A 16,822-nucleotide genomic window follows, 5' to 3' on the forward strand; every position below is an offset into this window, starting at 1 on the left:
TTTACTATAATTGGGAAAGGCCACATCAAGGTATCAATGGAAAAAAACCTATCGAAATGACCACCCTAAACAACAAATAAAAATCCTGATTCTATTACCGAATTAATAAACCCTTACAGCAATGACAAGCGAAAAAAGGGAAACATTCAACATCAAATACTGAAGTAATTTCGATATTCATCATTCAAAATTCGATGTTCGATATTCCTGTTCCCCCTTCAGGGGGTTAGGGGGCCATCCTGCTTGGGCTTATCTTCAAATACACTTGCCCGCTAATCGGTGTGTTCCCGTAAAGGGTACTTAAACCGTTGGGGATGGCATTTACTGTGCCTTGTATACCCAGCGTAAAATCTGTTTTAAACTGCTGGAACAGGCGGTGATTAATGCCGAGCGTAAAGGCATTCACATTATACAGCTCATCCGTTGCCGGGATGAGGCTTAACTCCTCTTCCGATTTTTGGACAAACTCATACCTGCCGTATAGGGCCAGCATTTTTAATTGCAGGTTACTTTCGAGGGTAATTGAATGCTCGCTGGCGTTGGCGTGCCCATCGTGATGGTTTACCGAGTTATGGCCCCATACCAGGGTGTTGCTCAGGTAGCTATCATCATTAAAATTATGTTGTGTGCCGATGGAGGCCGTTGTCCGGAAGATATCTTCGGCAGGGTTCAAGGCTTCGGGGCCATTGATTTGCGCTTGCGAAAACTGTAGGGCCAGATGCTTATCTGGCGCAACCGAAAGCCTGTAGCTATAGCTGTTAAACACCGGTTTATCAAAATCAAAGCGGTTCTCGTCTGGTTCGTGGCCATTAAACGCGGAGGCTTCTATCTTGGCTATTTTGTATCTAAAACCAAGCGTAGCAACGCCAAAAGTAATATGCGTGGCATCCTGCCAATGGTGGCCCAGCGTAGCATCGGGGTTGTTCATGGCCGATATGCGGTGCATAAACGCAACCGGACCAATGGCCGGTTCGCCGGGGTAGCCAATATATCCCGTCAGGTCAATATCCTTAGTGAAAGATTGCGTATAGGCCACGGCCAGTTCGCTGAAGATATCGTGCGGGTGCTGCCTGTCGTGCAGGGCCTTACCGTCCCAGGTTTCGCCGCTTTGGAAGAGCAGCGGGTAGCCGTAGCCGCCCTCGGTAAGCCTATCTAAACTCATCATCAAGTTAAAAGCGAACAGGCCCTTTGTGCCAACCTTGCGCTGCGCCATACCCATAAACCAGTTGGGCGCGTCAAACTTAGCTCCCTGACCGCGTTTGCCATCGTTATTAAAATTGGACGAGGTATAACGTGGATACAGCGCCCCATGAAACATCAGGTTCCACTTACCCGGCATCCACATGTAAGCGTACATTGGCGATTCATCGGGCAACCATCCCGTTCCGCTGCCGTCGCGGTTCATGGGCAGGTTGCGCGAGTAAGCATGGCTCATGCTCATATCGCCCATATCCATGTCCATCATGCCCATGTCGCTGTTTTTCATTTCCTTCCCGTTCATGATGTGGTAGCCCGGGCGGGGTTTAATTTTTTTTGCGGTATCGGCTGTTGCTTTTTTAATAGTATCGTGCCCCATGTGGCTCATATCCATCTGGGCGCTTGCCGCGGATGTGAGCAGGGTGAAGAGTATATATAGAATGTTGGTTTTCATTGTTGGTGTGTTTTGAATTGTAATTAAGCAAAAATCATGTCATTTAGATAGAGGTACGAGAGAAATCTTTTGGGAGCGATGGATATACAGCAGATATATCTTACGGTGACCAAGCACACGCAAAAGATTTCTCTCTCGTACCTCGTTCGAAATGACAAAAGAGAAGAAAGAATTAGTTGATCAGATCCTGAAATTACAATTCAAAACATACACCGGGGTGCCGTTTACCGGCGGTGGCGCATGCGTGTAGTACCATTGCTGTTGCGATATTACACTGGCGCAAACAGGCTCATCGTTAGTGGTTAAATTAAACAGCACCGGGAACAGCTTGGCCAAAACATCCATAGCGCCGCTATACACATGCTTATCGCTCACCTTAAGCAATTGCTTTTTGGTTTTGCAGCAGTTTTTCATCCGGCTGGCCATTTTACATTCGGCCTTAGTGTGAGTAACGGTTGTAGTAGTGGTGGTTACGGTATAGCTGATGCTGGTTTGGCGCAATACCCCCATGCAATACATGCTTTTAGCCGATACCCCAAGGCTGGAGAACAGGTAAATTATGGTAAGCAGTATAAGGGTAGCGCGTTTCATTTGATTACAAAGATAGTGGTTTGATGGAAGATGTGAAAGGTAAGATGGAAGATGTTTTTAACACCGTTCTAATTCCCCTCTTGAGAGGGGGCGCGTTGGAATAGTGCGACTGTAGGGGTGTGTTATACGCGCGACGAACCTTGCACCAGAGTAACACACCCCTCCACCCCCTGTCTGCCGACAGGCAGGCTCTCATTGCACAAAGTCAACGCTTTTTTTGACTTTTGACTACCCTCTCACATCCCCCCCGCCCGTGGCGGATACTTTTTTGCTCTAAACCAGTTGGCTATCGAATTAAATATCCCCCCACGGTATTTAATATCGTTTTCAACTACGGTAATGTTTGCCAGTTCAATTTTTTGGGGCGGCTGGGTGTAGCTGGCTTCCATTTGGTAGGTAATGTTGTTACGCTTATCAAAGTGCCATTCCTGTATGTTGCGGGGTTGCTTATCGTCAAACACTTCGCGCTTGCGGGTGCCGGCAGCTATGGTTTGGATAATGGTTTTATCCTGGCTGTTTTCGGTATAAGTGTAGCCGCCACCCTGCGCATCATATTTAAAGGATGAGTACAGGCGCCTGGTGTTACCGTATATCATATAAATTTGAGCCTTGCGGTCTTTATTATCGTACTCGTAACTGTACTGAATGGGTGGTTCACTGGCATCGCCTATCAGCACCAAATGCATGAGCTTGCCGCTGATGTTATCATAAATGAGTTTGGTTCGCGATACAACATGACCAGCATCAGCTGTTAGTACCTGCACCACATGGCCAGCCTTATCATAATCAAAGGTTGTTTTTTCGATGATATTGCCACCGAAGTTTTTTTCTACACGCTCGGTTAGCTTATGCTCATTATTATAGGTAAAGGTTTGCGTGCGGTTGAGATAGTTGTTTTGGTCGATCTGTTTAAGATCCGTGATCTGGTTTTGATCGTTATATTTAAAGGTGCCGCTCAGGTTGTACAAAAGCGGATCGTGCGGGAGCATAATTAAGTTGCCGCGCTCATCGTAAATAGGCTTGTTAATTACCCTGGTAGAGTCGTTAAAAGCGTGGCGACTAAACTCGGCCTCGGCCGCTTGCTTAACATATTTGATGTCTTTATCCTTATAAACTACAACCCGTTTAACCAGGTTGCCATGCTTATCGTAAAAAAACACCGCCTCGTCGTCTTTTGTGGTTTTAACCAATTTACCGTTTGCCATAATGGCCCTGTAGCGGCAGGTACGCATAGATGCGATGTGCTTGCTGGTATCGCGATAAGGCAGGCCCTGCTGCTGCCCAACATAGATTTGCGCCCGCGATGTTAGGCAGCTTGAGCAGATTAATAGGATAAGCAGGGTGATGCGCATAATTGATGGTGGTAAAAGTAGGGTTTTTGAAATAAGTATTAAGTAACGAGTATCAAGTAGCAAGTAGCAAGTAAGAACCGCATCATTATGGGGTGGTGAGTCAGGCGGCTCTATATAGTTCGCAATTGCTCCATTCCTCAGCAATGACAATAGATGCCGGTTAATTGCTTCCCTGGTCTTGATACCTGATACTCGCTACTTGATACTCACTACTTGATACTAACTACTTGATACTAACTACTTGATACTAACTATTCACCAAATAAAAAAAATTAATACCTTTGCCCTCCCAAAACCAAAGTATGCTTTGGCATGGTTTTTAACAATTAGTGAAACGCTATATATTACCGCATAATGAATATTACTCAAGAAAAAATTGACAACTTAAACGCTGTTTTAACCATTAAACTACAACCCGAAGATTATACTCCGCGTGTTGAAAAAGCTATTAAAGATCAGGCTAAGAAGGCTAAAATAGCCGGTTTCAGGCCCGGAATGGTTCCGCCATCACACATTAAACGCATGTATGGTAAAAGCATTTTGGTTGACGAGGTTAACAATTTGCTGAGCGATTCACTACAAAAATACATTACCGAAAACAACCTCGAGGTTTTGGGCCAGCCGCTACCTAAATTTGACGATAGCACCAATTTTAATTGGGATTTTACCGATAATTTTGAGTTTAACTACGAATTAGGCTTAGCGCCTGAGTTTGCTTTGAACTTAGGTGGTAAGGATAAAGTTACTGAGTACGTAATTAAAGCCGATGATAAAACTTTGGCCGAAAGGATCAAAAACATCCGCCGCAGCTATGGCAAAATGACAAACCCTGACGTATCGGCAGATGATGATGTGATATATGCCGAATTGGTTCAACTTTCTGCAGATGGTTCTGTTTTTGAAGGTGGCATTAGCAACACGGCATCTATCCGTTTAGATCAGGTTAAAAACGATAAGGTTAAAAAATCGTTGATCGGGATCAAAAAGGGTGATGTATTAACTTTCGATATTCAGAAAGCTTTTGATAACGACGCTGCTAAAGTTGCCGGCTTATTGAAAATTGAAGAAGACGAAGCCGCTGATTTGAAAAGCGATTTCCAACTGACAGTTAAAAACGTGAACCGCCTGGAAGAAAGCGATTTGAACCAGGAGTTCTTTGACAAGCTGTTTGGTGAAGGTACAGTTACCACCGAAGAAGAATTTACAAAACGCATTACCGAAGAGGTTGAAAGCATGATGGTGCAAGATAGCGACCGCCGTTTGCAAAACGACCTTTATAACCTGGTAATGGATAAAGTGAGCTTTGAATTGCCCGATGAATTTTTAAAACGCTGGTTGCTTGCAACTAACGAAAAATTAACTCAGGAAGATTTAGACAAAGACTACGAAAACTTTGCTAAAAACCTGCGTTGGACGCTGATCGAAAACAAGATAATGAAAGATAACACCATCGAGATTAAATACGATGAGGTTTTCGCGTTAGCAAAACAACGTTTAGATGCGCAGTTCAGAATGTACAGTCCGCAACCTTTGAGCGATGAGCAATTGGGCCAGTACACCGTACAATACCTGCAAAACAAAGAGAACGGCAACAAGATATTTGAAGAACTGAAAGCCTTAAAAACTTTAGATCATTTAAAAACTGTTGTAGCCCTGGATAAAAAGGATATTGATAGCGCCGCTTTTGCAGCATTACCAGTTAACGAAAAATAAGTAAGGATTTACATATTGCAAATATGGATGCCGGGCTTATTGCCCGGCATTTTTTGTACCGTTGATTTTTTAGAGTGATTAGTTTGATTTCGCTGATTATTATTTGCATAGCGTATTCTCAAATGTCATTGCGAGGCACGAAGACAACCGACCGATAGGAAGCTCATTAATACCTTAAAAAAAACAAACACAAATTAATAATCTCTTTAGGACGGTAAACTTTGCAAGGTGAACTGTATAGCCGCTCTGCTTAAAGAGATTGCTTCGTACCTCGCAATGACGGTAAACATCAAAAACCAGCGAAATCATAGAAATCAATTGAATCAACGGTGACAATTAACCCAACTAAAAAATTTTAATTTGTTATAACAATTAAGCCGTGTATTATATATTAGCACCCGGCCCATAAAAACCACAAACACATGAAGATCGACAAAAACGAATTTCGCAATTACGCTGTAAAACACCACCGTATTAACAGCCTTGCTGTAGATAGCTTTATATCACGCGTAGATAGCTCACGCATACCCACCAGCATGACGCCCTATATCATCGAGGAGCGCCAGTTGAACATCTCTCAGTTAGACGTATTTAGCCGTTTGATGATGGACCGTATCATCTTTTTAGGTGATGCCATTTACGATACCAATGCCAACATCATCCAGGCGCAATTGCTGTTTTTGCAATCTGCCGATGCGCAGCGCGATATCCAAATTTACATTAACTCGCCAGGTGGCTCTGTTTACGCAGGTTTAGGTATTTACGATACCATGCAGTTCATCAGTAACGATGTTGCAACCATTTGTACAGGTATGGCGGCATCAATGGGTGCTGTATTGCTTTGCGCTGGCGCGGCAGGTAAACGTGCTGCGTTGCCACACTCAAGGGTGATGATACACCAGCCATCGGGCGGTGCAAACGGTCAGCAATCTGATATCGAGATCACTTACCACGAGATCACCAAACTGAAAACTGAATTATACCAGATCATTGCCGATCATAGCGGTGCATCGTACGACAAAGTGCATGCAGCCAGCGACCGCGATTACTGGATGATTGCCGAAGAAGCCAAAGAATTTGGTATGGTTGATGAGGTTTTAAAAGGAGCAGGTAAGAAAGGTAAGGTTTAAATAGTGAGTAGCAAGTATCAAGTAGTTAGTAGCAAGTATTTCAAAAAATCGCTAACCTGTCTTGATACTTGATACTATCTGATACTTGATACTAAAATAATTAAAACCATTCCACGTTTACAGAGTTAAACTATTGTAAATATTACATAGATTGCTTAATAACTGTAAATGAGATATTTATGTCGCTGTAAATTGATTTATTCAACTTTACAGTGACATTTTTGTAATAAAATCCTTATTTTTGTATAAACTATATGGTGATGAATAAGAATAGCAAAGAGATCAAGTGTTCGTTCTGTGGTGCCGGGAAGCAGGACTCTTTGATGCTCATAGCTGGATTGGATGCCCACATTTGTGATAAATGTGTGAACCAGGCCAACGAAATATTAGCCGAAGAAATGAAGGTGCGCAAGGTGAAGAACCCTAACCAGGCCACCACAATACTTAAACCTTACGAAATAAAAACCCACCTTGATCAATATGTTATCGGTCAGGATGATGCAAAAAAGGTGTTAGCCGTTGCTGTGTACAATCACTACAAACGCTTAAACCAAAAGGTTGAAAAAGACGAGGTTGAGATAGAAAAATCAAACATAATTATGGTGGGCGAAACCGGTACGGGTAAAACCTTACTGGCCAAAACAATAGCAAAAGTACTGAACGTTCCGTTTTGTATTTGCGATGCCACCGTATTAACCGAAGCCGGTTATGTTGGTGAAGATGTGGAAAGCATTTTAACCCGCCTGTTGCAAGCTGCCGATTACGATGTAGCCACAGCCGAGCGCGGTATTGTTTATATTGACGAGGTGGACAAAATTGCCCGCAAAAGCGATAACCCATCCATCACCCGTGATGTATCCGGAGAGGGCGTACAACAGGCCCTGTTAAAGATACTGGAAGGTACCATGGTTAACGTACCACCGCAAGGCGGCCGTAAACACCCGGACCAGAAGATGATAACCGTGAATACCAGCAACATCCTGTTTATTTGTGGTGGCGCTTTTGATGGTATAGAAAAAAAGATAGCTAACCGCTTACGCACACAAACCGTAGGTTACAAGTTTAAAGGCGACGACCCGGATGTTGACCTCAAAAACCTGTACAAATACATTACCCCACAGGATTTAAAAGCTTTTGGCTTAATACCCGAACTGATAGGCCGCTTACCGGTGCTAACGTATTTAAACCCGTTGGATCGTGAAGCGCTGGCCAACATATTAACCGAGCCTAAAAACTCGCTGTTAAAGCAATACAAAAAGCTTTTTGAATACGAAGGAATAACCTTAGAATTTGAAAAAGAAACCTTAGAGTTTATTGTTGATAAAGCAATGGAATTTAAGCTTGGCGCACGTGGCCTCCGCTCTATTTGCGAAGCCATTATGATTGATGCCATGTTTGAGTTCCCATCTAAAAAAGATGTGAATGAGCTGGTAGTAACGCTGGATTACGCTTTGGAGAAATTCGATAAATCGGATCTGAAAAAGTTGAAGGTAGCTTAAGATAGCTTGAAAGCTCAGAGCTGAAAGCAGAAAGCTTTTCCTAAATATTATTGAAGCCTCCCGATAGATCGGGGGGCTTTTTTTGTGGTTAATGTTTAATTTTCATCCACTTGCACTCCTCCTCTTTCCCCCCGAGCGTCATTGCAAGGAAACGAAGTAATAACAAGATGGTGACTACTATTATTACTCCAGCTTCCTCAACTTCCAGCCCTTATACTCAACCTTCATGGGCCCGCCAACGTGTACCTGTACGCCTATCAGGCCATCAAAGCGGCGGTTCACCGGGTCGTTATCGGTAACTTCGCTCATAAGTGTATTGTTGATGTAGTGCTTTAAATTATTACCCCGGGCTACAATGCGCAAGGTGTTCCAACCATCGTAGTTAATGTGGCTTAGTAAGCCCGCGCGGGTGCCGGTACTATCAATAAAGGTGGGTTTGCCATCGGCGCCAATAATGGTGCGCTGGCCGCGGGTGGCTAAAAATTGCCGGCCGCGTTCTTCGTAGTTTTGGCCGCTGTGGCGCGGATAGCCTAAGCCGTATTTGTCTTTCCCGTCCAGATCAAGCTGATAGCCTTTAAGGGCATAAGGCAAACTATCAACCCGGCTGCTGCGGTAGTTTACACCGCTGTTGCCTTTGGCGCTGATGCGGTAATCAACCGTGAGTTCAAAATTTTGTGGGGCGTGGCCCTTCCAAATTAAAAAGGTGTTTACTTTAATTACCGTTTCGGGAGTTATTTCGCCTGTCATTATACCATTTTCTACCCGCCAGTATTTGGGGTCGCCTTCCCAGCCGGTTAGGTCTTTGCCGTTAAACATGGCTATATATTGATCTTTAAGCGTTTTGTATCCCGATAAGGTTAAAGCAACTAATGCCGCTAAGGCAATGTATTTTCTATATAACATAGGGCTTGTATTGGTTACTAAAGGTAGTATTTATAGTTGATTGTTATTTACAGCACTAACAATGGAGGTAACCCATTTTCATCCACCGCGCGTAATTGCGCGGTGGATGAAAATGAATAAACAAGGACAGTTCATTTATTCTAAAGGTGTTGCATTCCTACTTCCATTTAACTACCAATCAAAAAAATTTACTACCCTGTATTACAAATACTTAATTTAAACTGTAGATTTGAAATGCTGAAATTTAAATCCCCTGTGTACATGCTTAGGCGGGCCATTTACATCGTTACATTTTTATTGCTGATGATTGGCAACAGGTCCCTGGCCCAATGCCCCGTTAACATGGGCTTTGATATGGGCACGTTTCAGGGTTGGGAAGGTTATACGGGCACTATTCATGATCCGGATGGTACAATTACTTTAAACAACCAGGGCATAGTTAATGGTATCCACACTATAATTGCCCGCAAATCAAAACAGACCGATCCGTATGCCCATTTCCCTGTTGCCAGCCCCAATGGCAGTAACTATGTTGCCATGCTGGGTAACGACTCGCGCGGTGGCGGGCAAAACAAAGCGCAAAAACTAACCTATACCTTTACCGTACCGCAAAACAACAACAATTTTAGTTTAATATACTATTATGCCGTTGTTATTGAAGACCCTGTTGACGCGCGCCACACCGACCTGAACAAACCCAAATTTGCAGCCGCCGTATACAACTTAAGTGATAATAAACCAACAGATTGCGCCAACTTTGATTTTGTATCCATTGGCACGTTGCCGGGTTTTGGGGCAGCCACTACGCAAACTTCCAACAACGATGTTTATTTTAAACCCTGGAGCCCGGTAACTATTGATTTACGGGGCTATGCCGGCAAAACCATGCGGCTGGAGTTTACTACCAATAACTGTGGCCCCGGCGGGCACTTTGCCTATGCCTATATTGATGTTAACCAAAATTGCACATCGCCGCTATCTGGCAATATTATTTGCTCTGGCAATAACACCATGACGTTAAAGGCGCCATCGGGCTTTAAGGCTTATGCGTGGTACAATGGCCGTAATTTCACTCAGGTAATTGGCACCGATAGTACTTATAAATTATCGCCATTACCACCCGTGGGCACCCAATACTCGGTAGTGGTAACACCTTATGATGGTTTAGGGTGCCAGGATACCCTTACCACCACCATACAATCATCAGAAAACCTGATCCTTAACGTAAAAAGCAGTATAGCCGTATGCCGCAACGTAGGCGCCGATATTACTACCCCCGATATTACCAGTGGCAGCGACACTGCCTTTGTGTACACCTATTATAAAGATGCCGCCTGCACCACCCTGATTGACGACCCTACCAACATTACCGATGTGGGCACCTATTACATTAAAGCCACCCCGCCATCAGAGTGCTTTTTTGTAAAACCTATACGGGTAAGCTTTTTACCCACGCCCGTGCTAAAAATAACCAGCCCGCCCGAGGTTTGTGAACCCCTTACGGTAGATATTACCAAAGCCTACGTTACCGCGGGCAGCGCTTTGATTGGTAATAGTCCGCTAACTTATTATACCGATGCCGCCGCCAGCCAACCATTAAGCAACCCCGATAAAATAGGCAAAAGCGGAACTTACTATATTAAGGCCATTAATACCGCTAACGGTTGTGCCGATATTGAGCCAGTTACGGTGTTAATTAATAATTTACCCATCATAAAAACAAGCAATATAGTGGCCTGCGAAACCGCCGATATTACCAGCCCGGCAGCTAACGCTGGTAACGAGAACATAGCCAGGTACACCTATTGGCTTAACGCCCAATGTACCGATACCTTAAAACACCCCGAAGCTATTACCACAACGGGCAGGTATTACATTAGAGCTTACTCGGCAGCGGGGTGTTATGTAAGCACGGCTATTGATGTAGCCGTATACCCTTACCCGGTAACTACCGTTACCGATCCGCCTGCGGTTATTTTCCCGCAAACTATTGATATTACGCATGCTTTCACCACCCAGGTAGGTACTCAGTTTGCCTTTTATATTGATAGCCTGGCCACCCGCCTGTTGCCCGATCCATCTAAAATATCAGTACGCGGAACGTATTACATACAAGCCTATAACCTAAACAACTGCGCTAAAATATTCCCGGTACATGTAAAAATTTTACCGCCTGTTATTGTTGATTATGGCATTAACACCTTTACTCCTAATGGGGATGGCAATAACGATGTTTTCCGCCTTAAGATAACCAAAGCGGTAAGGCTGAACCACTTTAGGGTATACAACAGCTGGGGCGCCCTGCTATTTGAAACCACCGATTACCTTAAAGGCTGGGATGGCGCCAGCAACGGCAAAAAAATGCCCGTGGGTACTTATTATTGGATAATGGACGCTTACGATCTGTATCTCAATAAACCCATCCAGCAATCGGGCAGTGTTACTATTGTGTTGTGATGTTTTGCTTTGGGATGTGGGATGTCGGATGTGCGATCCGATGGCTATCGGATTGTAATTTGCTTTGATGGAGATGTTGGATGCGCGATTTAATATTTGCTTCTTTACCCTATGCGTTAGGGATAGGAGCGGATACCGGCCCGTGACTAAGGCCTGTGCAGTATGAGCGCATAGCCCGGGCCAAAGGCAACGCCCATATTGATTTCGGAATTACGAATTACGATCTGATTGCTATCTGATTGCTTTGCTTATATCTTAGAAATTTTATCCATAAAATAAAAAATCATAGAGCATTAATGATAAAGCAGCCGAAATTGAACCTATAAAGGCAACCTCAACCAGCCCTTTCCCGTAATAACAACAATCCGAATCCGATAGCTATCGGATCTGACAGTTAATATCCTCGATAAATAATTCCCCGGTTTAAACAGTTAAACATCCGTTATCCCAAATTAAAAATCACAAATCTTTGACAATTACATGTTGTAACATATAATTATAGTTTGTAAATTTGGAGTCAAATTAGGGTGTTAAATAATGCCCTGTAAACAGATAAGTATATATTAGTTCAATAAAAATAAATCAAACACAAAAATCAAATTATGAAAAAGTTATCAATGATCGCCGCTGTAGCTATGTCGGCATTTCTATCGTTCAACGTAAACGCGCAATCAACCTGGGGAGTAGATAAAGCTCACTCAAAATTAGGTTTCACTATTGTACACATGGGTGTATCTGATGTTGACGGTTCGTTCAAAATAACCGATGCTACCATCACATCAAAAGGCGATGATTTTAACGGCGCAACACTAACCCTTACTGCCGATCCAAACACTTTAAACACCGATAATGAAGCCCGCGATAAACACGTAAAAGGCGATGCCATGTTAGATGTTGCCAAATTTAACACCATCACTTTCAAAAGCACATCATTCAAAAAAACAGGCGCTAACACTTATACCATTGCTGGCGATTTAACCTTACACGGTGTTACCAAAGCAGTTACTTTAACCGCTACAGTACGCCAGGGCCTAAGCATGAAAAAAACTCCGGTTGCTGGTTTTAAAGTAACAGGTACACTTAACCGTAAAGATTTTGGTGTTGGTACAGGCTTCGGTTCGGCTATGTTGAGCGACGAGATCACTATTGTTGCTAACGGCGAATTCGACAAAAACTAATTTAAGCTTAAAGCCAAAACCTGCCTGCCGACAGGCAGAGGTTAAAATTTAAAGCTAAAACCCTCTTGCTTATTGGCAAGGGGGTTTTGTTTTTTCTCCCATTTTGTCATTGCGAGGCACGAAGCAATCGCACGGAGGCAGAGCGGCTATGCGTATTCGCCCTGTACAGTTCGCGATTGCTTCGTACCTTACAGCAATGACAGGGTGTTGAGTTGGAATTTATATCTTCTATTTTCCCTACCTTTGCCCAAAATACCACCCATGCAACCCCGTATAAAAATTATATTATTCTGCCTGCTGTCTGTCGCGTTTATTGGTTGCGATAGGTACACCAAGCAACTGGCCAAGGACCATTTAATGAACGCGCCCGAAATATCATACTTCCACAACACCTTTATTTTGGAGTATGCCGAAAATACCGGCGCGGCCTTGAGCCTTGGTGATAACCTGCCCAAAGCGGCCAGCTTTATATTATTGAGCCTGTTACCATTAGGGCTAATGGTTTGGCTGTTTATCTATTTTATACAGAAACGCCAACAAATAACCCCAACCAAAACCGTTGCGCTCGCGCTCATATTTTCGGGAGGGTTAGGCAACCTGGTAGATCGGATCTTCTTCGACCGCCACGTTACCGATTTTATGAACGTAGGCATAGGCAACCTGCGCACCGGCATTTTTAACGTTGCCGATATGTGCGTTACCGGAGGCGTTATCGTTCTGTTTTTCAGCTTGCGCAAAGAAGGCAAAGAAGAGGAAAAACTGGAGGCCGAAAGGTTGGCAACGGCCCAGCCGGAAGCGGGTAGTGAGGCTGAGTAACCAAACTCTTGTCAAGAAAAACCGCAATCATTCACGTGTCATTTCCAGATAATACCACCAGCCCGCGTTAGGGATAGCAGTGGAAAGCCCACAGCCACGTCTATCAGTGGCGAGGACTTGTAACGGATAGCCCGGCCCGAAGGCAACGCCCATATTTGTTTATTAGTTGATTAGTTTATTTGTTTTATAGCTTGTACAATAGCTCTGGAAGGTAGTTTAGTTATATATAATCAACTATTAATTTTTCACTGATCAACTTAATAATCCCATTAACTCCATAACAAATAACCATCCCCCACTTGCAAATGCCACAAATTTTGATTATCTTTAAGTAGAGCCGCTATACCGCGGCCAGAATAAACTATAAAAATGAACGAAGAAAAAGACGTTAAGAAAGAGGCATTAGAAGGAAAAACTCAGACTGTTAAAGAAGTAAGTACCCCGATAAAATCGGGTTTGAAAACAAAAGACGCTATTGTGGCCAACTGGCTGCCAAGGTACACGGGCCGTCCGCTCGAAGATTTTACGGGATACATTATCCTCACCAACTTTTCAAAATACCTGTCCATGTTTTCGGAATGGCATGAAAATGCGCCGATAATGGGTTTGGATAAACCGATGCAAAGCGTTACCGCCGATGGTATCACCATCATCAACTTTGGTATGGGCAGCGCCCTTGCCGCAACCGTGATGGATCTGCTTACCGCGATACACCCTAAAGCGGTGATATTTTTAGGTAAATGCGGTGGTTTAAAAAAGAAGAACAACGTAGGCGATTTGATACTACCGATAGCGGCCATCCGCGGCGAAGGTACATCAAACGATTACATGCCTGCCGAAGTGCCCGCACTGCCGAGTTTCGCGCTGCAAAAGGCGATATCAACTACCATACGTGATCACAGCCGCGATTACTGGACCGGTACCTGCTACACTACCAACCGACGCGTGTGGGAGCATGATAAGGTGTTCAAAAAATATCTTAAAACACTTCGCGCCATGGCCATTGATATGGAAACGGCAACAATATTCACCACCGGTTTCGCTAACAAGATACCTACGGGGGCAATTCTGCTGGTATCAGACCAGCCAATGATACCCGAAGGTGTTAAAACCGCCGAAAGCGACAGCAAAGTAACCGAACAATACGTAGAAACACACCTGCGTGTTGGGATAGACAGCTTAAAGCAATTGATAAATAATGGATTAACGGTTAAACACTTGAAGTTTTAGGTAAGAAGACTCAAGAGGCAAGACTCAGGAATCAAGATAAGAGGCGTTATGCGATGAGCATGCGCCTTTTTTTTGGCTATATTGAAGTGCGCCGGGTGTCGTACTGAGGCGCTCTCGGATGCTCCTTTAATCTTTACTTTTGAAGTTCCATCCTTCCCCTCATCTCTTCAAAAGCTTTTTCATAACTGCGCATGCGGGCGTGCAGCAGTTCTATTTCGGTGCGGAGGATCTGGATCTCGGTAACCAGTTTGGTACTGTCTTTTTTACCGTCGGCTTGCTTATCGCCTTTGCCGGTTATTACCCACTCGGGGGCGTAACCCAAATCATGACACACGGCGCGGATCACTGTAAAATTCACATCGCGCTCGCCAGATAACATCAAGCTCACCAACGATTGCGATACCCCGCAGGCTTTGGCAAATTTACTTTGGCCGCCACAGGTTTTAATAACTATGCGCAGGCGTTTTAATAATTGGTTATCAGTGGTTGTGGTCATGTACGTATGTTGATCGGCAGGCTATATGGCTATTATCAGGTAGCTCAAATTACTCTTTGTAAGTTTCCAGTATGTTTTTAAAGTCGTTATCAATAATAAAAACCGTTGTTGAGCGCACCAAAGGGCCACCATTATTTTTTTGGTTATAATCATGTACAATAGCCCAGCCTTTACGCTCGGGCTTGTAGTTTTCTTTGTATTGCGCCATTACCTTATTCAGCGTATCTATTTCATCGGAAACCGAATCGGCCTCTAAAAGGTACTCCGGCTTGTTTTGTGTTACAATTAAACGATGCAAACTATCGTGCCGGCGCTTTAGCTTTTGCTGACGGCTGACGTATTTAATAGTTTGCGCGCTGCGTTCGTAAGGTACATAATAAGGTTTCGCGGGAGCAAATGCAATAGGCTGATAATGCTTGAAGTTTACATCGCAATAATGCAATATCAAATCGCGGGCACGCTCATTAGTATTAGGCTTGCAAGCCGATAATGACACGATCAACAATAGAAATATGTATTTTAACTTAAACATTAATTATGAGTTAGTTAAGCAATAAATAAATATCACCACTTAAGCCTTTCTTTATTAATTAAACAACGCAGATAAATAACGCGTTAATAATGAAATAAATTTACACCTTAGTTTGGGATATAAAGTACACTATTGTTTCGATATTGATAAAAATTCAGTTCCAGGCAAAGTGTTTTTTACCATTTTGATAACAAAAACACCAATGTTACTTATTTAAGGAAGAAAACGAGTGAAGGATCTATCAGATAAATTTAACGTAGCTACAGGGGATATAGTACTAATGGCAGGCAAATTAAAAAAACAGCAAACACATCTTCTCCCTGATCCATCTTTCATCTCTTCGCTACATATCCTCAAGCAAAGCGGCTATTTCCGATTTTTTGGGTGCCCAGAGCTTGGCGTAAATGATCCACTTTTTATAGGCCTCTTTATTACCCTTATTACCATAGGCAACGGCGGTGTACATGGCCATCTCGCTTTTATCATCGCCCGGGCCAGCATCGCAGAGTTTAATGCCCGATGTATAGGTTGATATGGCCTCGTCTAACCGGCCCTTGCTTAGTTGCGCATTGCCTAACTCTTTGTACAGGGCGGCGTTGCCTACATTGTTAAGCAAGGCTGCTTCGGCAACTTTGATGGATTCGTCAAAGCGTTTCAGTTCGTAATAGGCATGGCAAAGCTCAACTTCAAGGCCGGGGGTATGGGGTGCAGTGCGGTAGGGCTCAAGCAAAACAGATACTGCCATTTCCGGGTCTTTAATACCATTGTAGGCTTTGGCCCATTCTACGCAATGGGCGGCGGTATCGGTATAATCGTTATAGTTGGCATACCAATCTGGCCGGGGGTCAATATCAAGCTCTACGTTATGATCTTGCTCAATAATGGCAACTAATGGTTTAGGGCCCGGCTTAAGGTTATATTGCAGGCGGGTGGTTTCGTCTATTTTACGTTTAACGCGGGTAAATGTGCCGTTGCCGTTTGATGTAAAAAAGCCTTCGAGGTTAAATAGAAAGCCCTGGCTGGGGTCGATATACAAATATCCGAAAGGGTAAATACCGGTTGCGTTATCTTTGGGGAAAGCTATCCAATGGTTAACCGAGCGCGACAGGCGGTGCGTAAACTTAAAAGCCGTATCGGCCTCGGCATTGGCAAACTGAGCGTGTGCCGCGGATACCGCAACCATCAGCAATAAAAACAGCAACCATTTTTTCACCGGTGTTTATTTTTTTCCCGACTAAATATATTAAAATAATTTATTAGTATCAAATAGTGAG

Annotated in this window: 14 protein-coding genes; 7 read left to right on the top strand and 7 right to left on the bottom strand. The window is 43.7% G+C overall.

The features are described 5' to 3' along the window. Positions 1-226: 226 nt before the first annotated feature. The 3 genes from ABIN91_RS19520 to ABIN91_RS19530 form a co-directional block, all read right to left on the bottom strand. Positions 227-1,651 carry a hypothetical protein gene (locus ABIN91_RS19520; RefSeq protein WP_348053125.1) on the bottom strand — a complete coding sequence of 475 codons (1,425 nt, stop codon included), beginning with the start codon at positions 1,649-1,651 and terminating at the stop codon, positions 227-229. Between the two features lie 180 nt (positions 1,652-1,831). Further along, positions 1,832-2,242 carry a hypothetical protein gene (locus tag ABIN91_RS19525; RefSeq protein WP_348053126.1) on the bottom strand — a complete coding sequence of 137 codons (411 nt, stop codon included), beginning with the start codon at positions 2,240-2,242 and terminating at the stop codon, positions 1,832-1,834. Between the two features lie 236 nt (positions 2,243-2,478). After that, complete coding sequence (locus ABIN91_RS19530) at positions 2,479-3,594, bottom strand: hypothetical protein (protein WP_348053127.1); 1,116 nt, start codon at positions 3,592-3,594, stop codon at positions 2,479-2,481. Positions 3,595-3,948: 354 nt separating this feature from the next. Between ABIN91_RS19530 and tig the strand changes: the two genes are divergently transcribed. The 3 genes from tig to clpX all read left to right on the top strand — a co-directional run bounded on the left by tig (position 3,949) and on the right by clpX (position 7,936). Next, positions 3,949-5,307 (top strand): trigger factor, encoded by a 1,359-nt coding sequence (tig, locus tag ABIN91_RS19535; protein WP_348053128.1) that lies wholly within the window; start codon positions 3,949-3,951, stop codon positions 5,305-5,307. A 422-nt stretch (positions 5,308-5,729) separates the two neighbouring features. Further along, positions 5,730-6,437, top strand: coding sequence for an ATP-dependent Clp protease proteolytic subunit (locus ABIN91_RS19540; RefSeq protein WP_348053129.1), 708 nt, complete (start codon positions 5,730-5,732; stop codon positions 6,435-6,437). 260 nt (positions 6,438-6,697) lie between these two features. Next, positions 6,698-7,936 (top strand): ATP-dependent Clp protease ATP-binding subunit ClpX, encoded by a 1,239-nt coding sequence (gene clpX / locus ABIN91_RS19545; RefSeq protein WP_348053130.1) that lies wholly within the window; start codon positions 6,698-6,700, stop codon positions 7,934-7,936. Between the two features lie 183 nt (positions 7,937-8,119). On the opposite strand, the gene ABIN91_RS19550 is transcribed toward clpX, so the two are convergent. Then, a complete protein-coding gene (locus ABIN91_RS19550) occupies positions 8,120-8,839 on the bottom strand; it encodes a DUF1080 domain-containing protein (protein WP_348053131.1) in 720 nt (239 codons plus the stop codon). Positions 8,840-9,073: 234 nt separating this feature from the next. Here ABIN91_RS19550 and ABIN91_RS19555 point away from each other — a divergent pair, with 234 nt between their 5' ends. The 4 genes from ABIN91_RS19555 to ABIN91_RS19570 all read left to right on the top strand — a co-directional run bounded on the left by ABIN91_RS19555 (position 9,074) and on the right by ABIN91_RS19570 (position 14,520). Continuing rightward, on the top strand, positions 9,074-11,296 hold the full coding sequence (locus tag ABIN91_RS19555) for a gliding motility-associated C-terminal domain-containing protein (RefSeq protein WP_348053132.1): 2,223 nt from the start codon (positions 9,074-9,076) through the stop codon (positions 11,294-11,296). A 602-nt stretch (positions 11,297-11,898) separates the two neighbouring features. Beyond that, positions 11,899-12,474, top strand: a complete 576-nt coding sequence (locus ABIN91_RS19560) for a YceI family protein (protein WP_348053133.1) — start codon at positions 11,899-11,901, stop codon at positions 12,472-12,474. Between the two features lie 261 nt (positions 12,475-12,735). Further along, positions 12,736-13,290 carry a signal peptidase II gene (lspA, locus tag ABIN91_RS19565; protein WP_348053134.1) on the top strand — a complete coding sequence of 185 codons (555 nt, stop codon included), beginning with the start codon at positions 12,736-12,738 and terminating at the stop codon, positions 13,288-13,290. Positions 13,291-13,659: 369 nt separating this feature from the next. Continuing rightward, positions 13,660-14,520, top strand: coding sequence for an AMP nucleosidase (locus ABIN91_RS19570; RefSeq protein ID WP_348053135.1), 861 nt, complete (start codon positions 13,660-13,662; stop codon positions 14,518-14,520). Between the two features lie 133 nt (positions 14,521-14,653). Here ABIN91_RS19570 and ABIN91_RS19575 read toward each other — a convergent pair whose 3' ends face one another. From ABIN91_RS19575 to ABIN91_RS19585, 3 genes are all read right to left on the bottom strand, one after another. Then, positions 14,654-15,016, bottom strand: coding sequence for a YdaS family helix-turn-helix protein (locus ABIN91_RS19575; RefSeq protein WP_348053136.1), 363 nt, complete (start codon positions 15,014-15,016; stop codon positions 14,654-14,656). 49 nt (positions 15,017-15,065) lie between these two features. Further along, a complete protein-coding gene (locus tag ABIN91_RS19580; protein ID WP_348053137.1) occupies positions 15,066-15,548 on the bottom strand; it encodes a hypothetical protein in 483 nt (160 codons plus the stop codon). A 343-nt stretch (positions 15,549-15,891) separates the two neighbouring features. Beyond that, positions 15,892-16,761: a hypothetical protein gene (locus ABIN91_RS19585; RefSeq protein WP_348053138.1), complete on the bottom strand. Its 870-nt coding sequence runs from the start codon at positions 16,759-16,761 to the stop codon at positions 15,892-15,894. Positions 16,762-16,822 lie beyond the last annotated feature (61 nt).

The organism is Mucilaginibacter sp., from assembly GCF_039921305.1.
Classification (GTDB): domain Bacteria; phylum Bacteroidota; class Bacteroidia; order Sphingobacteriales; family Sphingobacteriaceae; genus Mucilaginibacter.

Coding starts and splice junctions, on each gene's coding strand:
- ABIN91_RS19520 (WP_348053125.1), bottom strand. CDS start 1,651: ATGAAAACCAACATTCTATATATACTCTTCACCCTGCTCACATCCGCG.
- ABIN91_RS19525 (WP_348053126.1), bottom strand. CDS start 2,242: ATGAAACGCGCTACCCTTATACTGCTTACCATAATTTACCTGTTCTCC.
- ABIN91_RS19530 (WP_348053127.1), bottom strand. CDS start 3,594: ATGCGCATCACCCTGCTTATCCTATTAATCTGCTCAAGCTGCCTAACA.
- tig (WP_348053128.1), top strand. CDS start 3,949: ATGAATATTACTCAAGAAAAAATTGACAACTTAAACGCTGTTTTAACC.
- ABIN91_RS19540 (WP_348053129.1), top strand. CDS start 5,730: ATGAAGATCGACAAAAACGAATTTCGCAATTACGCTGTAAAACACCAC.
- clpX (WP_348053130.1), top strand. CDS start 6,698: ATGAATAAGAATAGCAAAGAGATCAAGTGTTCGTTCTGTGGTGCCGGG.
- ABIN91_RS19550 (WP_348053131.1), bottom strand. CDS start 8,839: ATGTTATATAGAAAATACATTGCCTTAGCGGCATTAGTTGCTTTAACC.
- ABIN91_RS19555 (WP_348053132.1), top strand. CDS start 9,074: ATGCTGAAATTTAAATCCCCTGTGTACATGCTTAGGCGGGCCATTTAC.
- ABIN91_RS19560 (WP_348053133.1), top strand. CDS start 11,899: ATGAAAAAGTTATCAATGATCGCCGCTGTAGCTATGTCGGCATTTCTA.
- lspA (WP_348053134.1), top strand. CDS start 12,736: ATGCAACCCCGTATAAAAATTATATTATTCTGCCTGCTGTCTGTCGCG.
- ABIN91_RS19570 (WP_348053135.1), top strand. CDS start 13,660: ATGAACGAAGAAAAAGACGTTAAGAAAGAGGCATTAGAAGGAAAAACT.
- ABIN91_RS19575 (WP_348053136.1), bottom strand. CDS start 15,016: ATGACCACAACCACTGATAACCAATTATTAAAACGCCTGCGCATAGTT.
- ABIN91_RS19580 (WP_348053137.1), bottom strand. CDS start 15,548: ATGTTTAAGTTAAAATACATATTTCTATTGTTGATCGTGTCATTATCG.